We start from the raw sequence: 20,871 nt of genomic DNA on the forward strand, positions 1-20,871 counted from the left end.
AGAGTTAGGAGACCAGCATGCGCTTGACCAAACAGACCAACTATGCCGTGCGCATGTTGATGTACTGCGCCGCAAATGAAGGCCATCTGAGCCGCATTCCGGAGATTGCCAAGGCCTATGGCGTTTCCGAGCTGTTCCTGTTCAAGATCCTCCAGCCGCTCAACAAGGCCGGCCTGGTGGAAACAGTTCGCGGCCGCAATGGCGGCGTGCGGCTTGGCAAGCCTGCCGAAAAGATCAGCCTGTTCGATGTGGTCAGGGTCACCGAAGACAGCTTCGCCATGGCGGAATGTTTCGAGGACGGCGCCGTCGAATGTCCTCTTGTTGACAGCTGCGGCCTGAATTCGGCACTGCGCAAGGCGCTCAACGCCTTCTTCGACGTGCTGGCCGAATATTCGATCGACGATCTCGTCAAGGCTCGGCCGCAGATCAACTTTCTGCTTGGCCTCGACACCACGATGCCGAAGGTCGCTGCCCTTCCGGCTGCATGATCGTCTTATTGCTTCCCTGGCGATTACACCATAGCCCGTGCCCATGAGGTCACGGGCTTTTCTTTAAGGAAGCCGCGCGAGACAGAATATTTTTGATCCCGCGTGTTGACCTCGCGAACGGAAGCGGCGCATTTGGTCGTGAGCTTTTTCAAGCAACCAATCAGCGTCGCAATGATCATCAAGCCTGAATTCCATACATTTGCGCTTACCGCGCTCATCGGCAGCATAGGTGCGCTGCTCGCCAGCCTCATCGATATCCCGGCACCCTTTCTATCCGGCCCGGCACTTGCGGTGACGATCTCTGGACTGGCAGGCCTCAGGCTTGGCATTCCCGCCTTCATCCGCAATGCCTGTTTCGTCGTTGTCGGCATTTCGATGGGAACGAGCGTGACGCCCTCCGTGATAGACGCTGCGAAGACCTGGCCGGTGAGCTTTGTCGTCGTCCTCGTCGCTGTCGTCATCATGCTCTATGTCGCTTACTGGATACTGCATTACGGCTTCGGTTACGACAGGACCACGGCAATGCTCGGCGCTTCCCCCGGCCACCTCAGCTATATCATCAGCCTCGGGGCCGAGACGAAAAGCGACCTCGCAACCGTCAGCATCGTGCAAAGCGTCAGGGTACTTGCGCTCACTCTTTCCGTACCGCTGATCGTGGAATATTTCGATCTTGTCAGCACCGAACCGCTCCTCACCAAACCGCCGATGGATCTCCTCACCTTGGGACTGACCATCGTCGCTTCCCTGCTGACCGGCTGGCTTTTCCTGCGCTGGAAGTTTCCTGCTGCCCTGCTGCTCGGCGGCGTCGCGATCTCCATTGGCACGCATATTACCGGCCTCACTGAAGGCGGCGTCCCGACCTGGCTCAGCCTTCCAGTGTATGTGCTGATCGGCTGCCTGATCGGGACACGGTTTTCGAATGTCTCGCTGATGGAGGTGCGCAAGGGCTTTGTAGCGGGCTTTGTCGTCACCATCGCCGTCATGGTGATCGCCGGCAGTATTGCCTGGATGATTTCCCACGTGACCGGCGTTCCGCTCAATGCGGTAATGATCGCCTATTCACCGGGTGGCCTCGAAACGATGGCTGCGATGGCGGTCATGATGCACGCAGATACCGCCTATGTCGGCTCGCATCACGTCATCAGGCTTCTGTTCCTGTCGGTTCTTATGCCGCTCGTCATGGGAAAGGATGCCCGAACACGAGACGGCGAAACCTGACATCTGCCGGAAAAATGCTGGCAGCATTGCAACCTTTTTCTCTCCGGTACGTTCAGGCTTAGCCGCAATTGCGGGCGGCGACCTTTCGCCTGCTCGGCAGGCTGACCCATCGGAGGACCATTCATGAACCGCTTGATGACGTTGACGGGCGCCGGACTTGCGCTTGCCTTTTCTGTTTCGATCGCTCAGGCGCAAGTGGTCGTGTCGTCGAAAATCGACACGGAGGGTGGCGTTCTCGGCAACATCATTCTCGCCGTTCTCAGCAAGAACAATATCGAGACGACGGATCGCATTCAGCTCGGCGCAACGCCAGTCGTCAGAAAGGCGATTACCGCGGGCGAGATCGACATCTACCCCGAATATACCGGCAACGCCGCCTTCTTTTTCTCCAAGGCGGATGACCCGCTCTGGAAGGACGCCGCCAAGGCCTACCAGGAAGCAAAGACGCTCGACTATGACGCCAACAAGATCGTCTGGCTGACGCCCTCCCCGGCCAACAATACCTGGGCAATCGCGCTGCGAAAGGATGTTGCGGACAAAAACAAGCTGAAGACGCTCTCCGATTTCGGCAAATATGTTGCCGACGGCGGTGAAGTGGTTCTTGCCGCTTCTTCCGAATTCGTCAACTCGGCTGCTGCCCTGCCGGCGTTTCAGACCACTTATGGCTTCACCATGAAGCCGGACCAGTTGATCACGCTGTCCGGCGGCGATACGGCCGCTACCATCGCAGCCGCAGCCAACCAGACCAACAACGCCAATGCCGCCATGGTCTACGGCACGGATGGCGGCATCGCCCCGTCCGGTCTTGTGGTGCTGGAGGACGACAAACATGTGCAGCCTGTCTATCAGCCGGCGCCCATCATTCGCGAAGAAGTCCTGAAAAAGCATCCGAATATCGAGGAACTTTTGAAACCCGTGTTTGAAAAGCTCGATCTGGCGACCCTGCAGGAGCTTAACGCCCGTGTGCAGGTGGGCGGCGAGCAGGCAAAAACCGTCGCGCTCGACTTCCTGACCAAGAACGGCTTCGTCAAGTAATAGTCTGTGGTTCCGGGCGACGGGTCGGGAAAAATTCGTTCTTCCGGCCTTCGCCTGATCGATGAGACAGGGGAGTGGGATTTGACGAAATGGCCTGACAAGGTGGGGGTGGTGATTTCATGCCTGCTTCTCTATGCGCTTCTCGTGGCGCCCTTCATGACATTCCGTGCAAACCGGATCGTTCAGGGTGAGACACGAACGGTTTTCGAAGCCCTCCCGGCTTTGGCTGCCGCCATTATCACCACCGTCGTTCTTCTTGCTGCATTCATCGCGTTCTTTCGCTTTTCCGCCCGCCTCAAACTCACGATTGCGCTGGTCGGGCTTGCAGTACTGGCGGTTTTCGTCGGTCAGGCTGCTTCTTTCCTGACACCGGAGGGCAATAGTTTTGCCCGCGTCTCGCCTGCCAGCGGTTTCTGGCTGATTTTTGCCGGGCTGGCCCTGCTTGCTACGGATTGTATAGCCCGTCTCAGGCCCAGGCCCGTCGTTCGGATTTTGCTGTTGCTGCTGGCGGCGGCTGCACTTGCGGCCGTGCTGACAAGCGGTCTCTGGAACGATCTCTCGATCATCAGGGAATATACCGGGAGAGCCGACACATTCTGGACCGAAGCACTGCGGCACGTGCAGCTCGCCATCGGCTCGCTCGTTGCGGCGACGCTCGTGGGCATTCCGCTCGGCCTCCTCTGCTACAAGGTGGAGCGGCTGCGGGCGAGCGTGCTGAACACCCTCAACATCGTCCAGACCATACCCTCCATCGCTCTTTTCGGTTTGCTGATCGCGCCGCTTGGATGGATCGCAGCGACGGTGCCGGGCGCGGCAAAGATCGGCATCGCCGGCATAGGCATGGCGCCCGCCTTCGTGGCGCTATTTCTCTATTCGCTGCTACCGGTGGTTTCCAACACGGTGGTTGGCCTTTCCGGTGTTTCGCGAGCAGTCCGGGAGGCAGCGCGCGGACTCGGGATGACTTCGACGCAAAGCCTGCTGCGGGTGGAGTTTCCGCTGGCCATGCCGGTCATCCTCACCGGCATCCGCATCGTGCTGGTGCAGAATATTGGGCTCGCGACGATCGCGGCGCTGATTGGCGGCGGTGGTTTTGGCGTTTTCGTCTTCCAGGGCATCGGGCAGACGGCGATGGACCTCGTGCTGCTGGGTACCGTGCCGACCGTTTTCCTCGGCTTTGCGGCTGCAATCATGCTTGACGCCCTCATCGACAGCAATCTCTTCAGCGCAGGCGGAAGGCAAAAGGCATGATCGAGATCGACACCATCACGAAGCGATATGGCGATACGACCGTTGTGGACCAGGTGTCACTAACGTTCGCGCCGCGCACCGTCACCGTCATCGTCGGCACGTCGGGGTCGGGAAAAACCACCCTGCTGCGCATGATAAACCGGCTGGTGGAGCCAACTTCCGGCGCAATCCGAATAGACGGAAAAGATGCCAGCGCGATACCCGGATTCAGGCTTCGCCGCCAGATAGGCTATGCCATTCAGGGCCATGGCCTGTTTCCGCATCGAACGGTGGCGGAGAATATCGCGACCGTGCCGCAGCTGATCGGCTGGGACCGCAAACGCATCGCTGCGAAGATCGATGCGCTGATGCACCTCTTCCAGCTCGAACCTGCACTTTATGCCGAGCGTTTCCCGCATGAACTTTCCGGAGGCCAGCAGCAGCGTGTCGGCGTGGCGCGGGCGCTGGCCGCTGAACCGAACATTCTCCTGATGGACGAGCCATTCGGCGCTCTCGATCCGGTTATCCGCGCCAAGGCCCAGAAAGACCTCATCGATATACAGAAGAAGCTGGGCGTGACCATCGTTCTCGTCACGCACGACATGGACGAGGCTTTTCATCTGGCTGATCGTATTGCAGTCATGGACAAGGGACGTATCGTGCAGGACTGTCCGCCGGCAGAACTGGTGCTGAAACCCGCGAATGACTTCGTGCGCACCATGATCGGGGAAAACGAACGCGCGCTGAAACTGCTCTCGGTCCTCTCGGTTGCCGATGTCGTGGAGCCGGGAAGCGCCGAGGGCGAGCCGCTCAGCGAACATACAAGCCAGCGCGACGCGCTTTCGGCCATGTTATGGGCGGGCCGCGATGTCCTGCCAGTAATAAAAGACAGCGGACAGCCCGCGGGCCTGGTGCGGCGTGACGTTCTCCTCCAGCGCGCCGCCGGAAACCGATGAGAAAAGCCGCTTCTTTCTTCGCCCTGGGATTTCTGGTGCTGGCGCTGATGGCGTTTCTTGCCTCGCCCCAGAGCTTCTCGCCCCTGTTCAGCCCCCTTGTGCAAGCCAATGCGCCAGCCATCTACACGCAGGCCAATCTGCTTTCCCTCACCCTTTCGCATCTCGCCACTGTCGCTATCGCAACGGGGTTTGCCACGATGATGGCGGGTGCGCTCGCCATTCTCGTAACCCGACCCTTCGGAAGGGATTTCCTTCCGCTCTCCCGCAGCATCGTCAATATCGGCCAGACCTTTCCCCCTGTGGCGGTTCTGGCGCTCGCGGTGCCGATAATCGGTTTTGGCGAAAAACCCACTCTGATCGCGCTGTTTCTTTATGCCCTGCTGCCCGTCTTCGAAAATACGCTGACCGGACTTACCACCCTTCCGCCAGCAGTGGTGGATGCCGCAAGAGGCAGCGGCATGACCGGCTGGCAACGGCTCGTAAAAGTGGAGCTGCCGCTCGCCCTGCCGGCCATCCTCGCCGGGATCCGACTTTCGGCGGTCATCAGCCTTTCCACCGCCACCATCGGCTCAACAGTTGCCGCAAGGACGCTTGGGGAAGTTATCATCGCCGGCCTGCAATCCAACAATCTCGCTTTCATCCTTCAAGGCGGGCTTATCGTTGCGGCACTGGCGATCCTGATCCATACCGGCTTTTCCGCCCTGGAAAGGACCGCGGCCCGCAGAACCGGGCAATGAACAGGACATGCGTCACATTTTATATTCCCGGCGTTCGCCGCACATGGTAGGGGCAAACCGTCGAAACAGAAATTTCAGAGGTTCGGGTGACACAGGCAATCGTCGTGATGGGAGTGAGCGGTTCTGGCAAGTCCACGGTCGCGGAAGGTCTGGCGGAGAAACTGGGCATTGCCTTTATTGAGGGCGATAAACTCCACCCCAAATCCAATGTCGACAAGATGTCAGAGGGTATTCCCCTTACGGATGAAGACCGCTGGCCCTGGCTCGATCTCGTCGGCGCGGAACTTCGCAAAGGCAGCGAAAGCAACGGTGTCGTCGTTTCCTGCTCGGCGCTCAAGAAAATCTATCGCGACCGCCTCCGCCAGGCCACAGGCGGCCCGCTGGCGTTCGTCTATCTGGATGGCAGCCTGGAACTGCTTAGCCGGCGGATGGGCGAGCGCAAGGGCCATTTCATGCCGCTCTCGCTGCTTCAGACCCAGCTTGCCACGCTGGAAGTACCGACGGGAGAGCCCGGCGTCGTGGCTGTCAGCATCGATACGACACCGGAAGAGATCGTTTCGAACGCGCTTTCCGCTTTGAAAACGGTCGTGTTTTAAAGCCCGAGCCTGTCTCTCAGGCCATACCACCAGGCGCCAAGTACGGTCAGCGGAACGCGGAACGTCTTGCCACCCGGGAAGGGATAGTTCGGCAAGGAGCTCCAGATATCAAAACGTTCGGCGTGGCCTGCGACGGCCTCGCCCAATATCTTGCCGAGCAGATGCGTGGTCGTTACCCCGTGACCGCTGTCGCCATGGGAAAAGTAGATATTGTCCGACAGTTTGCCCATGTGCGGAATACGCGTCAGGGTCAAGGCGAAGTTGCCGCTCCAGGCATACTCAATCTTTATCTTTTCCAGCTGCGGGAAGGTCTTCAGCATGTTCGGGCGGATCACGCCTGTCAGGTCGGCCGGATCGCTGCCGCCATAACCGATACCTCCGCCGTAAAGCAGACGGTTGTCCGAGGTGCGACGGTAATAATCGAGAATGTAATTGGCATCTTCGACGCAATAATTAGCCGGCAGAAGCGCCTCAATCAGATCGGCATTAAGGGGCTCCGTTGCCATGACCTGGCTCGAGACCGGCATCATCCGTTCGCCGATTTCCGGCAGCAACTTGCCGAGATAAGCATTGCCGCAGACGAGAACATATTTCGCCCTCACGCTGCCCGTTGCCGTCCGCACGACGGGGTTTTCCCCCTGCTCTACCGCAATGACCCGCGAATTTTCGAATATCCGAGCGCCCAGGCTTTCGGCAGCCGCCGCCTCGCCCTGCACGAGATTAAGAGGATGGATATGGCCGCCGAAACGATCGATCATGCCACCGGCGTAACGATCGGTCTTCACGTAGCGGCCGACATCCGCTCCGGAGACCATTTCCAGGCCGCCATGACCATGTTTTTCCCAATGGGCCTTGTGTGCCTCCATTTCGCGAATCTGTTTTGACGTGAAGGCGGCGAAGAAACCGCCGTCGACCAGATCGCAGTCGATGGCATATTTGGCGATGCGGTTGCGGATGATCGCGCCGCCTTCAAGCGACATCTCCCCAAGCTTCACCGCCTTTTCATACCCGTAGCGGCCGGCGATGGTTTCGAGATCCCGGCTGTAACCGTTGACGATCTGCCCGCCGTTGCGCCCCGACGCGCCGAAGCCGACCCGCACGCCTTCCAGCACAATAACCGCGTAGCCACGTTCACTGAGTTCAAGGGCGGCGGAAATGCCGGTGAAACCGCCGCCGATCACGCAGACGTCGGCTTCCAGCGCGCCCTCAAGCGTCGGCCGCACAGTTTTGACATTAGCGGAGGCCGCATACCATGACGATGTGTGGCCGGGATTGGGAACGTTGGTGACCTCAACCATTTCACACCGTCCTGATATAGGCGTCATATTCGACGTCGGTTACACGCAGGGAGAATTCGGAAAGCTCCTGCTGTTTGCAGGCGGAAAACAGCGTACGGTATTTTTGGCCAAGCGTCGCATAGGCGAAGCTGGAGCGCGTGAAGCGTTGCAGCGCATAGTCCCAGTTGGTGGGCAGCGGCTCATGGTTGATCGCGTGACTGTCGCCGGAAATCGCGCCGCCGGGCTGGCGCTTCTCCTTCATGCCGGCGAGCGCGGCGCTCAGTATCATCGCGAGAACCAGATAGGGGTTGGTGTCGGCGCCGGCGACGCGGTGTTCGATACGCGTCGCCGCCTTGCTGGCAACAATGACGCGCACCGCTGCTGAGCGGTTATCGATACCCCAGGAGGCATAGGTCGGCGCATGTTCGCTCGGTGTGAGGCGGCGATAGGAATTGGCATGAGGTGCAAAGATCGCCATGCTCTCTCCCATGTTTTCAAGGAGGCCGCCGACCGAATGCAGCAGCGCATCCGAAGGGCCGTTTTCTCCCGCGTAGATATTCCTGCCATCCCTGTCGAGAACGGAGAAATGCACATGCATGCCATTGCCTGCCTGCAGCCCATAGGGCTTGGCCATGAAGGTGGCGTCGAGGTCATGCCGACGCGCCACTCCTTTAACGATACGCTTTAGAAAAACGGCAAAATCGGCAGCCTGCAACGCGTCAGGCACGTGATTGAGGTTGATCTCATATTGGCCGGGACCATTTTCCCGCAGCGTCGTATCGGCAAGCACGCCCTGCGCGCGGCACGCTGTCGCGATGTCGTGGAAAACATCTTCGAAATCCTGCAACTCTGAAATCGACAGGACCTGCGTCTGGCCCGTATGCCACCGGCCCTCGCGGCTGTGCGGCGGACGCACGGGATCGAGCGCCGAACGAACGGGATCGATCAGGTAAAACTCGAGTTCAGTGGCCACGACAGGGGTCAAACCCGCTTTTTTATAAGCATTGAGAACCTGCGCGAGAACATGGCGCGGATCGCCGTAAAAACCGGTTCCATCCGGATTCTTCATGGCGAGCAAAACCTGCGCCGTCGGCCGGCCGAGCCATGTCACCCGCGACAGTGTGCCGGGAACGGGAAAGCAGAAGCCGTCCGGATCACCCGTGCCCTCCGCGAGGCCCGCAGCGTGGACATCACGGCCCCAGATATCCAGCGCATAAACGGAACGGGGAATGGCCATCCCCTTTTCAAGCACGTCGATTGCCCGTTCGCGCGGAATCCATTTGCCGCGCGGCACGCCGTTGGCATCTATGACAAAGGCTTCGAGTATTTCGATATCGGGGTTATCGACGAAAAATTTCTTTGCGTTTTCAATATCATCCATCATGCACCAGCAAGCCGTTTCCATCTCTGATCATGCGCAGCAATCTTCGCTAGCGAAAATCATCCTGCTGCTGATAGATGAGAAACCTCGCCACCATGATGACGTCTGCCCCTTTTCCCCTTTGCATGGGACCATGTTACGTGGCCCGCTCACAGAAGGCCAGCAGATTTCGTTCTCAGGGATTGAACCTTCCCGGGCGATACGCGTCAATCGCGATAACAGGCGTTTCGCCCAGTATCGTTTCAGCCAGAACACGACCAGTAATGGGCCCGAGCGTCAGCCCGTGATGGGCGTGGCCGAAGGCAAACCATAAAGTCCGGTGACGTGGCGCCTTGCCGATTATCGGCATCATATCCGGCGTGCAGGGCCGGGCACCCATCCACGGTTCCGCGTCCAGCCGGCCGCCAAGAGGAAAGACGGTCCGCGCCACCCGCTCCGCCCGTTCAATCTGCACGGGCGATTTCGGCGCATCGCGTTCGGCAAATTCCGCACCCGTCGTCAGCCGGATACCTTTTCGCATCGGCGCAAGGAAATATCCTCGCTCGGCATCGATCAGCCAGTTATTGAGCTTAGTGCCTTCCTGCGGCGCGTAATGCATGTGATAACCGCGCTTCACACCGAGCGGAAAACGGTAGCCCAGTCGCTCGGTGACGGTATCTGCCCAAGGGCCTAGCGCCACGACGGCATGTTCGGCCTCGACTGCGCCGGTTTCGGTGCGCACCGTCCAACCGCTTGCCGTCTGACTGAGGGTGGACGCATCGCCCCTTGACAGGCGTCCACCGAGGCTCTCGAACAGCCGGACATAAGCGAGCGTCAGCGCATGCGGATCGAGCACCGACCAGGGATCGTTCCATTTCAGGCCGCCGACGAAATCATGGCTCAGATGCGGTTCGGCAGTGGCAAGTTCCTCAGCGTCGAGTTTCGTATGGGAAATGCCATGGTCTCGCGCCAGACGTTCGGCAAAGGCAAAATCAGCGTCCCGCCGTGCGGCGGTTCGGTAGGCCTCCATCCAGCCATTCTTGACGATCAGGTCACCGGCTTTGGCCTCCTCGATCAGGATGTTGTGCTCGGATACCGAGTGCTCGATCAGCGGTGCATAGGCCCGGGCAATTGCCGCATGGCGCGCGGCTGCGGAATTATACCAGTAGCGGCCCAGAAAAGGCGCGATCTTGGGCAGAGCTGAGAGATGATAACGGGCATCGATGCTGTTATTCAGGGAATAGCGCAGCAGCAGGGCGAGATCCTGCGGAAAGGCATAGGGAACCACACCTTCTCTCTGGATCAGACCGGCATTGCCGAAAGAGGTTTCCTCACCCGGTCCGCGCCGGTCGACCAGCACCACCGACCTGCCCCTGCGGGCCAGCTGCAGGGCGGTGGAAACCCCAATGATCCCCGCCCCCAAAACGATCACATCCGCTGCCATGGCAATCAATCCGTCTCTGCGTCACATACCCAGCAACATGGGTCGCCATTTTTCGCGAAGCAACAGAAAAATCATTGCCTTAACAGAAACACCACGCGGCCTACTGGCTAATCGCCTTCGTTTTCACGGCCTCGATGTGGAAGGCAGCCGCCAGGAGCGCCCGGGTATAATCCTGCTGTGGACTGGCGAAGATTTCCGCCGCCGGGCCGCTCTCCACCACCTTGCCGTGACGCATGACGATCAGGTCGTTGGCAAGTGCCTTCACCACCTTCAAGTCGTGGCTGATGAAGAGATAAGCGAGTTCATGCTTTGCCTGGAGATCACGCAAGAGATCGACCACCTGCGCCTGCACACTCATGTCGAGTGCCGATGTCGGCTCGTCCAGCATGACAAAACGGGGTTTAAGCACCATGGCACGGGCAATGGCGATGCGCTGGCGCTGGCCGCCGGAAAATTCATGCGGATATCGCCAGCGGGTGGCCGGATCGAGACCGACCTCTTCCAGCGCGGTGGCGACGCGCGTATCGCGTTCGTCGGCAGACAGCGACCGCTCATGCACCTTCAAGCCCTCGGCGACGATCTCACCCACCGACATGCGCGGGCTGAGTGAACCATAGGGGTCCTGAAACACGACCTGCAGCCGGTTCCTGAGCGGCTTCATCATCTCATAGGAATAGTGGTCGATCGACTGGCCGATGAAGCTGATACGTCCTTCAGATGCGATCAACCTGGAGAGCGCGAGACCAAGGGTTGTCTTTCCGGACCCGGATTCCCCGACCACGCCCACCGTCTGGCCGGCACGCAGCGTGATATCGATACCGTCCACCGCCTTCACATGGTCGACAACGCGACGCATTAGCCCCGCCTTGATGGGAAACCAGACTTTGATATCGTCGCCCTGCATGACCACAGGCTTACTGCTGTCGGAAACCGGCGGCTCGCCCTTAGGCTCCGCCGCCAGCAGGTGGCGTGTATAGGCATGCTGCGGATCGTTGAAAACCTGTTCGACGGTTCCGGTTTCTACGATCTTCCCCTTCGTCATGACGCAGACGCGGTCGGCAAATTTACGGACGATGCCGAGGTCATGGGTGATGAACAGCATGGACATGCCGTGTTGCTTCTTCAGATCACCGAGGAGTTCAAGAATCTGGGCCTGAACCGTCACGTCCAACGCCGTCGTCGGCTCGTCGGCAATCAGCAGTTTCGGCCGGTTGGCAAGCGCCATGGCGATCATCACACGCTGTCGCTGGCCGCCGGACAATTCGTGCGGATAGGCTTTCAGGCGTTTTTCCGGTTCACGGATGCCGACCTGGCGCAGAAGCTCCAGTGTGCGTTCACGCGCCTCGCTCCCCGTGATTGCCTGATGCAGCTCAAGGATCTCTCCGATCTGACGCTCGATGGTGTGAAGCGGATTGAGCGAGGTCATCGGCTCCTGGAAGATCATGGTGATATCGTTGCCGCGCACCGCACGTAGCGAGCGCTCGGGCAATGTCAGCATGTCCTTGCCATCGAACAGGATTTTGCCCGAGGGGTGGCTTGCTGCCGGATAGGGCAGCAGTTTCAAGATGGAATTGGCTGTCACCGACTTGCCAGAGCCGGATTCGCCGACAAGGGCAACGACTTCGCCCGGCATCAGGTCAAAGGAGACGTGATCGACCGCAACACTTGTCGCGCCGCCCTGGTGGAAGGCGACGGAGAGATCGCGAACGGAGAGCAGCGGCTGGATATTTGTTTCCGTCATGGCGATCACCGGAACGTCTTGCGTGGATCGAAGGCGTCGCGAACGGCCTCGCCGATGAAAATAAGGAGCGACAGCATGATGGACATCGTGAAGAAGGCCGTGAGACCGAGCCAGGGCGCCTGAAGATTATTCTTGCCCTGCGCGATCATCTCGCCCAGCGACGGTGAGCCCGGCGGCATACCGAAGCCGAGGAAGTCGAGCGAGGTAAGCGTGGTGATGGAGCCGGAAAGAATGAAGGGCAGGAAGGTCAGCGTCGCCACCATGGCATTGGGCAGAAGATGCCGGAACATGATCGTCCAGTTGCCGACGCCGAGCGCACGGGCGGCACGGACATATTCGAAGTTTCTGGCACGCAGGAATTCGGCGCGGACAATGCCGACGAAGCCGACCCATGAGAAGAGCAGCATGATCCCAAGCAACACGAAGAAGCCGGGCGGCAGAATGGCCGCAATGATGAGCAGGATGTAAAGCACCGGCATGGACGACCAGATTTCGATGAAACGCTGCAAAAGCAGGTCCGTCCAGCCGCCGAAATAGCCCTGAATGGCGCCGGCGGTGACGCCGACAATGGCGGAAGCAATGGTCAGCGTCAGGCCGAACAGCACGGAGATGCGGAAGCCGTAGATCATCCGCGCCGTGACGTCGCGGGCCTGATTGTCGGTGCCGAGCCAGTTCAGATTACCAAGCGTGCAGCCGGGATCGGCATCACCCTGCGGATAGGCCGAGCAGCGCTCCTTTTTATCCATCAGCCAGAAAGGTGCCGTGGGCGCGGAATGCGGAATATTGGAATTGACCGTCTGGTAGGAGTAGCGGATCGGCGGCCAGATCATCCAGCCATTGGCGTTGATCTCGTCCTGAATGAAAGAGGATTTGTAGTCGGTCTGGGCCAGGAACCCGCCGAATTTCTCCTCCGGATAATCCACCATAACCGGCACCAGCAGCTCGCCCTTGTAGGAGGCGAGGATGGGTTTGTCATTGGCGATGAATTCCGCCATCAGGCTCAGGAAAAACAGGATCAGGAACAGCCAGAATGACCAGTATCCACGGCGGTTTGCCTTGAAATTCTGCCAGCGGCGCTTGGTCGTCGGCGAAAACCACGGGCGCTTGGGATTTACCAGCGTCTCGGTTCCTGCAGGTTGAGCGAGCGACATCACACGTCCCTCCGCTCGAAATCGATACGCGGATCGATCCATGTGTAGATGAGGTCAGAGAGCAGGCCGACGACAAGGCCCATCAGCGAAAAGATGAACAGTGTGCCGAAGACGATCGGGTAATCACGGTTGACGACCGAGAGATAACCGAGGCGGCCGAGACCATCCAGCGAGAAAATATTCTCGATGAGCAGTGAGCCTGTGAAAAAGGCCGAGATGAAAGCACCCGGAAAACCGGCGATCACGATCAGCATCGCGTTGCGGAAAACATGCCCATAAAGGACCTTGCGCTCGGTGAGACCCTTGGCGCGGGCGGTAATGACATATTGCTTCTTGATCTCGTCGATGAAGGAATTTTTGGTCAAAAGCGTCGTTGTCGCAAAGGCGGAGAGCGACAGAGCGATCAATGGCAGGGTAAGATGCCAGAAATAGTCGATGATCTTCTGCCACCAGTTCAGCTGGTCGAAATTATCAGACACCAGGCCCCGCAGCGGAAACCAGTCGAAAAACGATCCGCCGGCGAAAAGCACGATGAGCAGGATGCCGAACAGGAAACTCGGCACCGCATAACCGATGATGATGATGCCTGAGGTCCAGACATCGAAGGTCGAGCCATCGGAAACGGCCTTCTTGATGCCGAGCGGAATGGAAATCACATAGGATATGATCAGAATCCAGAAACCGAGCGAGGCCGAGACCGGCAGCTTGTCAATGATGAGATCGATGACCGACGAATTGCGGAAGAAGCTGTCGCCGAAGTCGAAGCGGATGTAATTCCACATCATTTCAAGGAACCGGGTGAGCGGCGGTTTGTCAAAACCGAACTGCTTTTCGAGCTTCTTGATCAGCTCCGGATCGAGCCCCTGTGCACCGCGATATTTCGAACCGCTTTCATCGAAGCCGCCTGATTGCCCCATGAGATCGCCGCCGCCCGAGAGCCGGTCGGAGGCGCTGTCGCCCTGACCCGTCAGCTGCGCGACGACCTGTTCCACCGGCCCACCCGGGGCGAACTGGATGACAAGAAACGAAATGCCCATGATGCCGATGATGGTCGGGATCATCAGCGCCAGACGTCTGAGGATATAGGCGCCCATCAGCCTTTTCCCCCAGCCGTTCGGTCAGCGATTTTCGTCTCGGTCAAGCCCGGTCCTTTCCTCAAAGCGGCGTCACGCGCATTTCAAGCGATTCGTCTCGGCCTATGTGAATCAAGCCTTGATCGCGAAAGCAAGGCCGGCGTCATTTTCCGGCTTGGCTGGACCACCAGGCTTCAGGAAAACCGATGCCATATTCAGGCAGGTTTTCCGGGCGGACAATCGTGTTCCAATAGGCGATGAACAGCTCGCCGCGGTAGAATTGCGGAATGACATAGCTGTTGGCGAGCAGCACCCGGTCGAGCGCCCGGGCAGCAGCGACCTGCTCATCGCGATTGGGCGCAAAAATGACTTTGCGCACCAAAGCATCGACGGCCGGGTTCTTGATGCCGGCGAGGTTGTTCGATCCCTGACGATCAGCAGCCGCCGAACCCCAGTAATCGGCTTGCTCGTTACCCGGATTGGCCGACGTCGCCCAGAGCTTGACGATAATGTCGTAATCGAAGCTGCGGGTGCGGTTGGTGAATTGCGAGGCATCGACTGTGCGGATGGTCGCGTTGATGCCGATTTTCTTCAGACTCTGGACATAAGGAAGGATTGTTCGTTCCATGCCGGCGGAATCAATCAGGAATTCCATATCGAGTTGCTGGCCGGTTTTCGCATTGACCATGCGATTGCCGCGCAGTTCATATCCCGCCTCCTTCATCAGCCTGACGGCTTCGCGCAGATTGTCGCGTTGCTTGGCCGGATCGCCCGCCACCGGATTCTTGTATTCCGTCGTGAAGACCTCACGTGGAACCTGATCCTTGAGCTCCTGAAGCAGCTCCAGTTCGCGACCCGTCGGCAGGCCTGACGAAGCCAGTTCGCTGCCCATGAAGAAGCTGTTGATACGCTGGAACTGACCGTAAGCCAGCGTGCGGTTGAGTTCCTCAAAATCGAAGGCATAGTTCAGCGCCTTGCGCAGTTTCGGGTTCTGGAACTTTTCCCGCCGCATGTTCGGCACAAAGGCCTGCATGATGCCGACGGAACGGTAGATGTTCGGCAGCTCCTCCTTTTTGACCCGACCGTCTTTGACGGCGGGAAAATCATAACCCGTGACCCAGCGGCTGGAGGAAGCCTCCCGCGCGAAATCGATCGTGCCCGATTTAAACGCCTGGAATTCCACGTCCTGATCGGCAAAAAAGGTGTAGGCGATGGCTTTAAAGTTGTTCATCCCGACATTTACGTTAACGTCCTTGCCCCAATAATCGTCACGGCGTTCATAAGTGATGGTCGATCCGGGGGCGACGGCAGCGATCTTGTAGGGGCCGGAACCCATCACAGGCTCCAGCGTGCCGCGCGATATGTCACGCGGTTTGCCGTCCGGGCCCGCGCCCTCCCACCAGTGCTTGGGAACGATCAGCAATTGACCGACGATCTGCGGCAGCTCGCGATTGTTCTTTTCATCGAAGGTGAAGGTGATGTCCCTGTCGCCGCTCACCTCCGCCTTGGTGACGTGGGTGTAATAGGTCGCAAGCTGCGGGCTCAGGTCCTTGGCTTTTTCGAAGCTGAACACGACATCCTCAGGCGTCACAGGCTTACCATCCGCCCACTTGGCATCCTGACGCAGGCGGAACGTCGCTTTGGAGATATCCTCGGGATAGCTGACGCCTTCGGCCAGCAAACCATAAGAGGCCGACAGTTCCTCTTCCGTCGATTTCATCAGCGTATCGAAGACGAGCGAAAGGCCCGTCGCCGCCTCGCCCTTCGCCAGCAGCGGGTTCAGCGTATCGAAGGTGCCCGATGTGGAGAGGCGCAACGTGCCGCCTTTTGGTGCATTGGTGTTTACATAATCGAAATGGTCAAATCCATCGGGATGCTTCAGCTCCCCGACCGTCGAAATCCCCTTTCGCCAGACATCGCCCGACTGGGCGGAAGCCGCCGCCGGCATCAGGAGGGCGGACGCCATAAGGGCGATAAGAAGTCGGGATTTCAGTGGTGCCAATATCATCGGGTCAATGTCCCTGTTTTTGTGCCTGTTGCGGAGAGCATAAAAGAAACATTGGCAAAAAACAGATGCGCTGTCTCACAAGCTCTTTATCAGCGTCGTTATCCCGCCCTGAAGGGCCAAGCGAAACATGGTTTTAACAAAATCCCGTTCCAGTTTATTCTAGGGGCAAGAGAATCAACTGATCGGACGGGCACGGCTATATGACGGCGGGATCATCGAGAATTTTCAAGGCGACCGTGCTGGCGATGTCGGTCGTCTCGTCGCTGCAGTTGCAGATCGAAACCGCATCGGCCGAAGACAGGCCCGCAAAAGAAGTGTTCGGCCACATGGCGCTGCCTTCCGCCGCAGCATCCCAGCCGATCGGCTCCTATGCCAAAGGTTGCCAGTCCGGCGCAGTCGCCATGCCAACGGATGGTCCCGGTTGGCAGGCCATGCGCCTTTCGCGCAACCGGCGCTGGGGCCAGCCGCAGCTGATTTCCTTCCTTGAGCAATTTTCGCAGGACGCCCAGAAAATCGGCTGGCCGGGCCTGCTGCTCGGCGACATTTCCCAGCCGCGCGGCGGTCCGATGCTGACAGGTCATGCCTCGCACCAGATCGGCCTCGATGTAGATGTCTGGTGGCGGCCCATGCCCACGCCTCGGCTCACTGTCGAACAGCGCGAAACGGTGCCCTTTATCTCCATGCTGGACAAGAGCAAGTTCCTGACGGTTGACGACCGCAAGTGGTCGCCGCTGAATGCACGGCTGGTGATGATGGCGGCAAGTTACCCGCAGGTGGAGCGTGTTTTCGTCAACCCGGCGATCAAGCAGAAGCTCTGCCAGACCTGGACCGGCGATCGCACCTTCATGGGCAAGATCAGGCCGATCTACGGCCATGACGAGCATTTCCACATCCGTCTCGAATGCCCGCCCGGCGCGCCGAACTGCAAGCCGCAGGCCGCCGTCGGCAAGGGCGATGGCTGCGACAAGTCTCTTGCCTGGTGGTTCACCAAGGAGCCATGGGCGCCGCCGAAAAAGGACCCCAATGCCAAGCCGGTGAAACCGCGTCCCGTCATGGTTTCCGACCTGCCCGCTGCCTGCGCCGCCGTGGCCGCCGCTCCTTCCGCCAACCCCGAGGGGATTGCAGCCCAGGCTTATTCAACTTCGCCGACCCACGCCGTGCGCCAGCAAAGCGTGGAACAGGTCATTCAGGCGGCCCCCGCCCTGCAGCCGCCTTCGGATATTCCACTTCCGACCCAGCGCCCGACATTGAACTGAAACAGAAATGAGGCATTCAACAGCTTCCCTTTTCAAATGGCGGCAAGCTGTTATAGAAGGCTTCAAATCGATTTAATTCTACGGGGACGGGCTGGGACCATGGAAGGACAACGCTGTATCGCGCTCATCGCTCACGACGAGAAAAAGGACGATATGGCGGATTTCGCCCGTCATCACCAGAAGGCGCTTGCCAATTTCAAGATTGTCGCAACCGGTACCACCGGTGGACGGGTGCAGGAAGCCTGCCCCGGGCTTGAAGTCATTCGCCTCAAAAGCGGCCCTCTCGGCGGCGACCAGCAGATCGGCGCGATGATCGCCACTGGCCAAGTGGACATGCTGATCTTCTTCACCGATCCACTGACGGCAATGCCGCATGATGTCGACGTGAAGGCTTTGACGAGGCTTGCCACGGTCTATGATATTCCCATGGCGCTCAACCGCGCCACCGCAGAAAATCTCATCGACTTCCACGTCGCCAACTGACCCTCTCACCATGGAACAGGCAATGCCGAAGACGTCCGATACCGAATATCTGTCCTTTCCAATCCTTCTTGGCGACATCGGCGGCACCAATGCCCGCTTTTCCATCCTGATCGATTCCTTTGCGGAGCCCGTGCACCTCACGACGGTGAAGACGGCGGAATACCCAACCATTGACGACGCCATCCAGCAGGCTGTTCTGGACAAGACCTCGCTTCAGCCCGTCTCGACCATTCTTGCCATTGCCGGCCCGATCGAAGGTGACGAGATACCGCTCACCAACTGCCATTGGGTCGTCAAGCCGAAGGGAATGCTCGCCAATCTCGGCCTGAAGGACGTCATCGTCATCAATGACTTCGAGGCGCAGGCGCTCGCGATTGCGGCTCTGGACGACAACAACCGCGACGCCATCGGCTCCGGCAAAAAAGACGTGCTGGCCTCCCGCGTCGTTCTTGGACCGGGCACGGGACTTGGTGTGGCCGGCCTGGTTTATGCGCGCCATATGTGGTTTCCGGTTCCGGGCGAAGGCGGCCATATCGATATCGGCCCGAGAAGCGCGCGTGACTACGCGGTTTTCCCGCATATCGAAACCATCGAAGGTCGCGTCGCTGGCGAACAGATTCTGTGCGGGCGCGGGCTGGTCAATCTTTACCGCGCCGTCTGCAAGGCCGATGGCATCGAAGCCGTCTTTTCCGATCCGGCCGATATTACCGCGCAGGGGCTCACGGGCGAGAATGCACAGGCCAAAGAAACGCTTTCGCTTTTCAGCACCTATCTCGGCCGCGTGGCGGGCGACCTCGCGCTTATCTTCATGGCCAAGGGCGGCGTTTATCTCGCGGGCGGCATTTCGCAGAAGATCATTCCGGCGCTCAAGAGCCCGGAATTCCGGACCGCCTTTGAAGACAAGGCGCCGCACAGCGCGCTGATGCGGACCATCCCCACCTTCGTCGTCACCCACCCGCAGGCGGCCCTTTCCGGCCTCGCCACCTATGCGAGAACACCTTCCGATTTCGGCCTGGCGCTGGACGGGCGGCGCTGGAGGGTCTGATCGCCCGAACCGTTACGACGTGATGCTTGCGAAGCGGGCGGACGGTCTTTAACGTCAATGCGGAACACATCAAACATCCGATACCGGCGGGTTCCGATCCGCCCGACATGAGAAGTGAGTGACAGCATGGGCAGCAGCGGCATGAAACTGGTGGTGGTCGGCGCGGCGGGCCGCATGGGACAGGCGTTGATCCGCCTCATTCACCAGACGCCGGGCGTTCAGCTGCATGCTGCGGTCGCGCGCGAGGGTTCGGCCTTTGTGGGCCGCGATGCCGGGGAGATTGCCGGTCTCGGCCCCATCGGCGTCGAAATCACCAGCGATCCGCTGCAGGCATTTCTCCACGCCGAAGGGGTGATCGACTTCACTTCATCGGCAACCAGCGTCACCTTTGCCGGTCTCGCTGCACAGGCCCGCATCGTGCATGTCATCGGCACCACGGGCTGCGCGCCGGAAGATGAGGAAAAATTCAAGGCGGCGTCGCGCCATGCCCGCATCGTCAAGTCGGGCAATATGAGCCTCGGTGTCAACCTGCTCAGCGTCTTGACGCAGCAGGCGGCGCAGGCGCTGGATGCGCAGACCTGGGATATTGAAATCCTGGAAATGCACCACAAGCACAAGGTGGATGCACCTTCCGGCACAGCGCTGCTGCTGGGCGAAGCCGCCGCCGCCGGCCGCAACGTCGATCTTTCCACGTCATCCGTTCGTGTGCGTGACGGCCATACCGGGGCGCGCGAGACCGGAACCATCGGCTTTGCCACACTGCGCGGTGGTTCGGTGATCGGTGAACATTCTGTCATCTTCGCCGGCGAAGGCGAGCGCGTCGAACTTTCCCATTACGCTGGCGACCGCTCCATCTTCGCGCGCGGCGCAATCACGGCAGCGGTCTGGGCCTTCGACAAGAAGCCCGGTTTCTATTCGATGCTGGATGTGCTGGGGTTGTCGCAGGCGGAATAGTCTTCCACCTCGATTTTGACCTTAGTTTTCCACCGTGAATTCGACCGTATCGGCCGAAAAGCGGCTGATGGCGTATTGCACCGGCACGCCGTCCATATCTGCGTTCAGTGCCTGTGTTATCAGCAGGATGGCGCCTGGTGACAACTCGAGATCGGCGAGATCGCGCGTATCCGCGTGACTAGCGGAAATGACGGTCGAAATGCGCACGTAGTCAGCCACGCCAAGCATCTTGAACGCAGCCGTAATGGAGCCACTTTTCTGATAAGCCTCTCCTATTCCGGCAAAACGGTCGGCGGGAAACCACGTGGTCGAGCGGGAGACCGGGCGAGTGTCCGCCTTGCGGAGCGTTTCGAGACGTATGAGCGGCGCACCCAGCGGCAATTGCAATCGCGCCGCCAGATCGGCATTGGCTGGCTCGGTGATGTGGGAAAGCAGCAGCGCCTCCATTTCCCTTACCTGATCGCCGATGCCAGCCGTGAAGCGCGTGCGTAGCGATATCGGAAAGCTCAAACGCTCCTTGCGGGCGATGATCGTGCCGCGTCCCTGCATCGGCTCGAGTATGCCCTCGCTCGCCAGTGCGGCAATGGCACTCCGGACAGTATGGCGGTTGACGCCGAATTTTTGCGCCAATGTCATTTCTGGCGGTAACATTCCGGTTTCGTCGTGATCACCAGCGGCGATTTCGCCTCTGATCCGGTCGGCAATCTGCCGCCAGAGCGCCACTCCATTCTTTCTTTTCATCGTTGCCGAAGGGCTCATGTCACACGCTTGTCATTCATCGCCATTACTTATAGCTTATATTGTATATTTGTCTATATCAAT

At 59.3% G+C, this 20,871-nt stretch carries 19 protein-coding genes; 11 read left to right on the forward strand and 8 right to left on the reverse strand.

What is annotated here, in order from left to right; translation table 11 throughout:
• The first annotated feature begins 17 nt into the window (after window positions 1-17).
• The 7 genes from rirA to BLU28_RS03940 all read left to right on the forward strand — a co-directional run bounded on the left by rirA (window position 18) and on the right by BLU28_RS03940 (window position 6,257).
• Window positions 18-488, forward strand: coding sequence for an iron-responsive transcriptional regulator RirA (rirA, locus tag BLU28_RS03910; protein ID WP_004439283.1), 471 nt, complete (start codon window positions 18-20; stop codon window positions 486-488).
• Window positions 489-659: 171 nt separating this feature from the next.
• Complete coding sequence (locus BLU28_RS03915) at window positions 660-1,706, forward strand: AbrB family transcriptional regulator (protein ID WP_077986810.1); 1,047 nt, start codon at window positions 660-662, stop codon at window positions 1,704-1,706.
• Between the two features lie 123 nt (window positions 1,707-1,829).
• Window positions 1,830-2,741, forward strand: coding sequence for a glycine betaine ABC transporter substrate-binding protein OsmF (gene osmF, locus BLU28_RS03920; protein WP_006699768.1), 912 nt, complete (start codon window positions 1,830-1,832; stop codon window positions 2,739-2,741).
• 81 nt (window positions 2,742-2,822) lie between these two features.
• Window positions 2,823-3,989: an ABC transporter permease gene (locus BLU28_RS03925; RefSeq protein WP_168247066.1), complete on the forward strand. Its 1,167-nt coding sequence runs from the start codon at window positions 2,823-2,825 to the stop codon at window positions 3,987-3,989.
• Complete coding sequence (locus BLU28_RS03930) at window positions 3,986-4,924, forward strand: ABC transporter ATP-binding protein (protein WP_077986550.1); 939 nt, start codon at window positions 3,986-3,988, stop codon at window positions 4,922-4,924. Before BLU28_RS03925 ends, BLU28_RS03930 begins: the two co-directional genes overlap by 4 nt.
• Complete coding sequence (locus BLU28_RS03935) at window positions 4,921-5,661, forward strand: ABC transporter permease (protein ID WP_072493827.1); 741 nt, start codon at window positions 4,921-4,923, stop codon at window positions 5,659-5,661. Before BLU28_RS03930 ends, BLU28_RS03935 begins: the two co-directional genes overlap by 4 nt.
• A 107-nt stretch (window positions 5,662-5,768) precedes the next feature.
• On the forward strand, window positions 5,769-6,257 hold the full coding sequence (locus tag BLU28_RS03940) for a gluconokinase (RefSeq protein ID WP_034496349.1): 489 nt from the start codon (window positions 5,769-5,771) through the stop codon (window positions 6,255-6,257).
• Here BLU28_RS03940 and BLU28_RS03945 read toward each other — a convergent pair.
• The 7 genes from BLU28_RS03945 to BLU28_RS03975 all read right to left on the reverse strand — a co-directional run bounded on the left by BLU28_RS03945 (window position 6,254) and on the right by BLU28_RS03975 (window position 16,311).
• Window positions 6,254-7,555: an NAD(P)/FAD-dependent oxidoreductase gene (locus tag BLU28_RS03945; RefSeq protein ID WP_035206568.1), complete on the reverse strand. Its 1,302-nt coding sequence runs from the start codon at window positions 7,553-7,555 to the stop codon at window positions 6,254-6,256. The two genes, BLU28_RS03940 and BLU28_RS03945, sit on opposite strands and share 4 nt — an antisense overlap.
• Before the next feature lies 1 nt (window position 7,556).
• Entirely contained in the window at window positions 7,557-8,918 is a 1,362-nt protein-coding gene (locus BLU28_RS03950; RefSeq protein ID WP_004439273.1) for a glutamine synthetase family protein, read from the reverse strand.
• A 172-nt stretch (window positions 8,919-9,090) separates the two neighbouring features.
• The gene (locus BLU28_RS03955; protein ID WP_077986806.1) at window positions 9,091-10,338 is read right to left on the reverse strand and encodes an NAD(P)/FAD-dependent oxidoreductase; all 1,248 of its coding nucleotides are present in this window, start codon (window positions 10,336-10,338) and stop codon (window positions 9,091-9,093) included.
• Window positions 10,339-10,438: 100 nt separating this feature from the next.
• On the reverse strand, window positions 10,439-12,079 hold the full coding sequence (locus BLU28_RS03960) for an ABC transporter ATP-binding protein (protein WP_037089634.1): 1,641 nt from the start codon (window positions 12,077-12,079) through the stop codon (window positions 10,439-10,441).
• A 5-nt stretch (window positions 12,080-12,084) separates the two neighbouring features.
• A complete protein-coding gene (locus tag BLU28_RS03965; protein ID WP_077986548.1) occupies window positions 12,085-13,230 on the reverse strand; it encodes an ABC transporter permease in 1,146 nt (381 codons plus the stop codon).
• On the reverse strand, window positions 13,230-14,324 hold the full coding sequence (locus tag BLU28_RS03970) for a microcin C ABC transporter permease YejB (RefSeq protein ID WP_004439268.1): 1,095 nt from the start codon (window positions 14,322-14,324) through the stop codon (window positions 13,230-13,232). The genes BLU28_RS03965 and BLU28_RS03970 overlap by 1 nt, the downstream gene beginning before the upstream one ends.
• A gap of 142 nt (window positions 14,325-14,466) precedes the next feature.
• Window positions 14,467-16,311 carry an extracellular solute-binding protein gene (locus tag BLU28_RS03975; RefSeq protein ID WP_077986547.1) on the reverse strand — a complete coding sequence of 615 codons (1,845 nt, stop codon included), beginning with the start codon at window positions 16,309-16,311 and terminating at the stop codon, window positions 14,467-14,469.
• A gap of 200 nt (window positions 16,312-16,511) precedes the next feature.
• Between BLU28_RS03975 and mepA the strand changes: the two genes are divergently transcribed.
• The 4 genes from mepA to dapB all read left to right on the forward strand — a co-directional run bounded on the left by mepA (window position 16,512) and on the right by dapB (window position 20,049).
• On the forward strand, window positions 16,512-17,567 hold the full coding sequence (mepA, locus tag BLU28_RS03980; RefSeq protein ID WP_006699777.1) for a penicillin-insensitive murein endopeptidase: 1,056 nt from the start codon (window positions 16,512-16,514) through the stop codon (window positions 17,565-17,567).
• Between the two features lie 99 nt (window positions 17,568-17,666).
• Complete coding sequence (locus BLU28_RS03985; protein WP_004439265.1) at window positions 17,667-18,050, forward strand: methylglyoxal synthase; 384 nt, start codon at window positions 17,667-17,669, stop codon at window positions 18,048-18,050.
• 22 nt (window positions 18,051-18,072) lie between these two features.
• Window positions 18,073-19,095 (forward strand): glucokinase, encoded by a 1,023-nt coding sequence (locus BLU28_RS03990; protein ID WP_035206560.1) that lies wholly within the window; start codon window positions 18,073-18,075, stop codon window positions 19,093-19,095.
• 126 nt (window positions 19,096-19,221) lie between these two features.
• A complete protein-coding gene (dapB, locus tag BLU28_RS03995; protein WP_035206559.1) occupies window positions 19,222-20,049 on the forward strand; it encodes a 4-hydroxy-tetrahydrodipicolinate reductase in 828 nt (275 codons plus the stop codon).
• Between the two features lie 21 nt (window positions 20,050-20,070).
• Here dapB and phnF read toward each other — a convergent pair whose 3' ends face one another.
• Window positions 20,071-20,808 carry a phosphonate metabolism transcriptional regulator PhnF gene (gene phnF / locus BLU28_RS04000; protein ID WP_035206558.1) on the reverse strand — a complete coding sequence of 246 codons (738 nt, stop codon included), beginning with the start codon at window positions 20,806-20,808 and terminating at the stop codon, window positions 20,071-20,073.
• Window positions 20,809-20,871: the final 63 nt, after the last annotated feature.

The sequence above is a fragment of the Agrobacterium pusense genome, from assembly GCF_900102105.1.
Taxonomy (GTDB): domain Bacteria; phylum Pseudomonadota; class Alphaproteobacteria; order Rhizobiales; family Rhizobiaceae; genus Agrobacterium; species Agrobacterium pusense.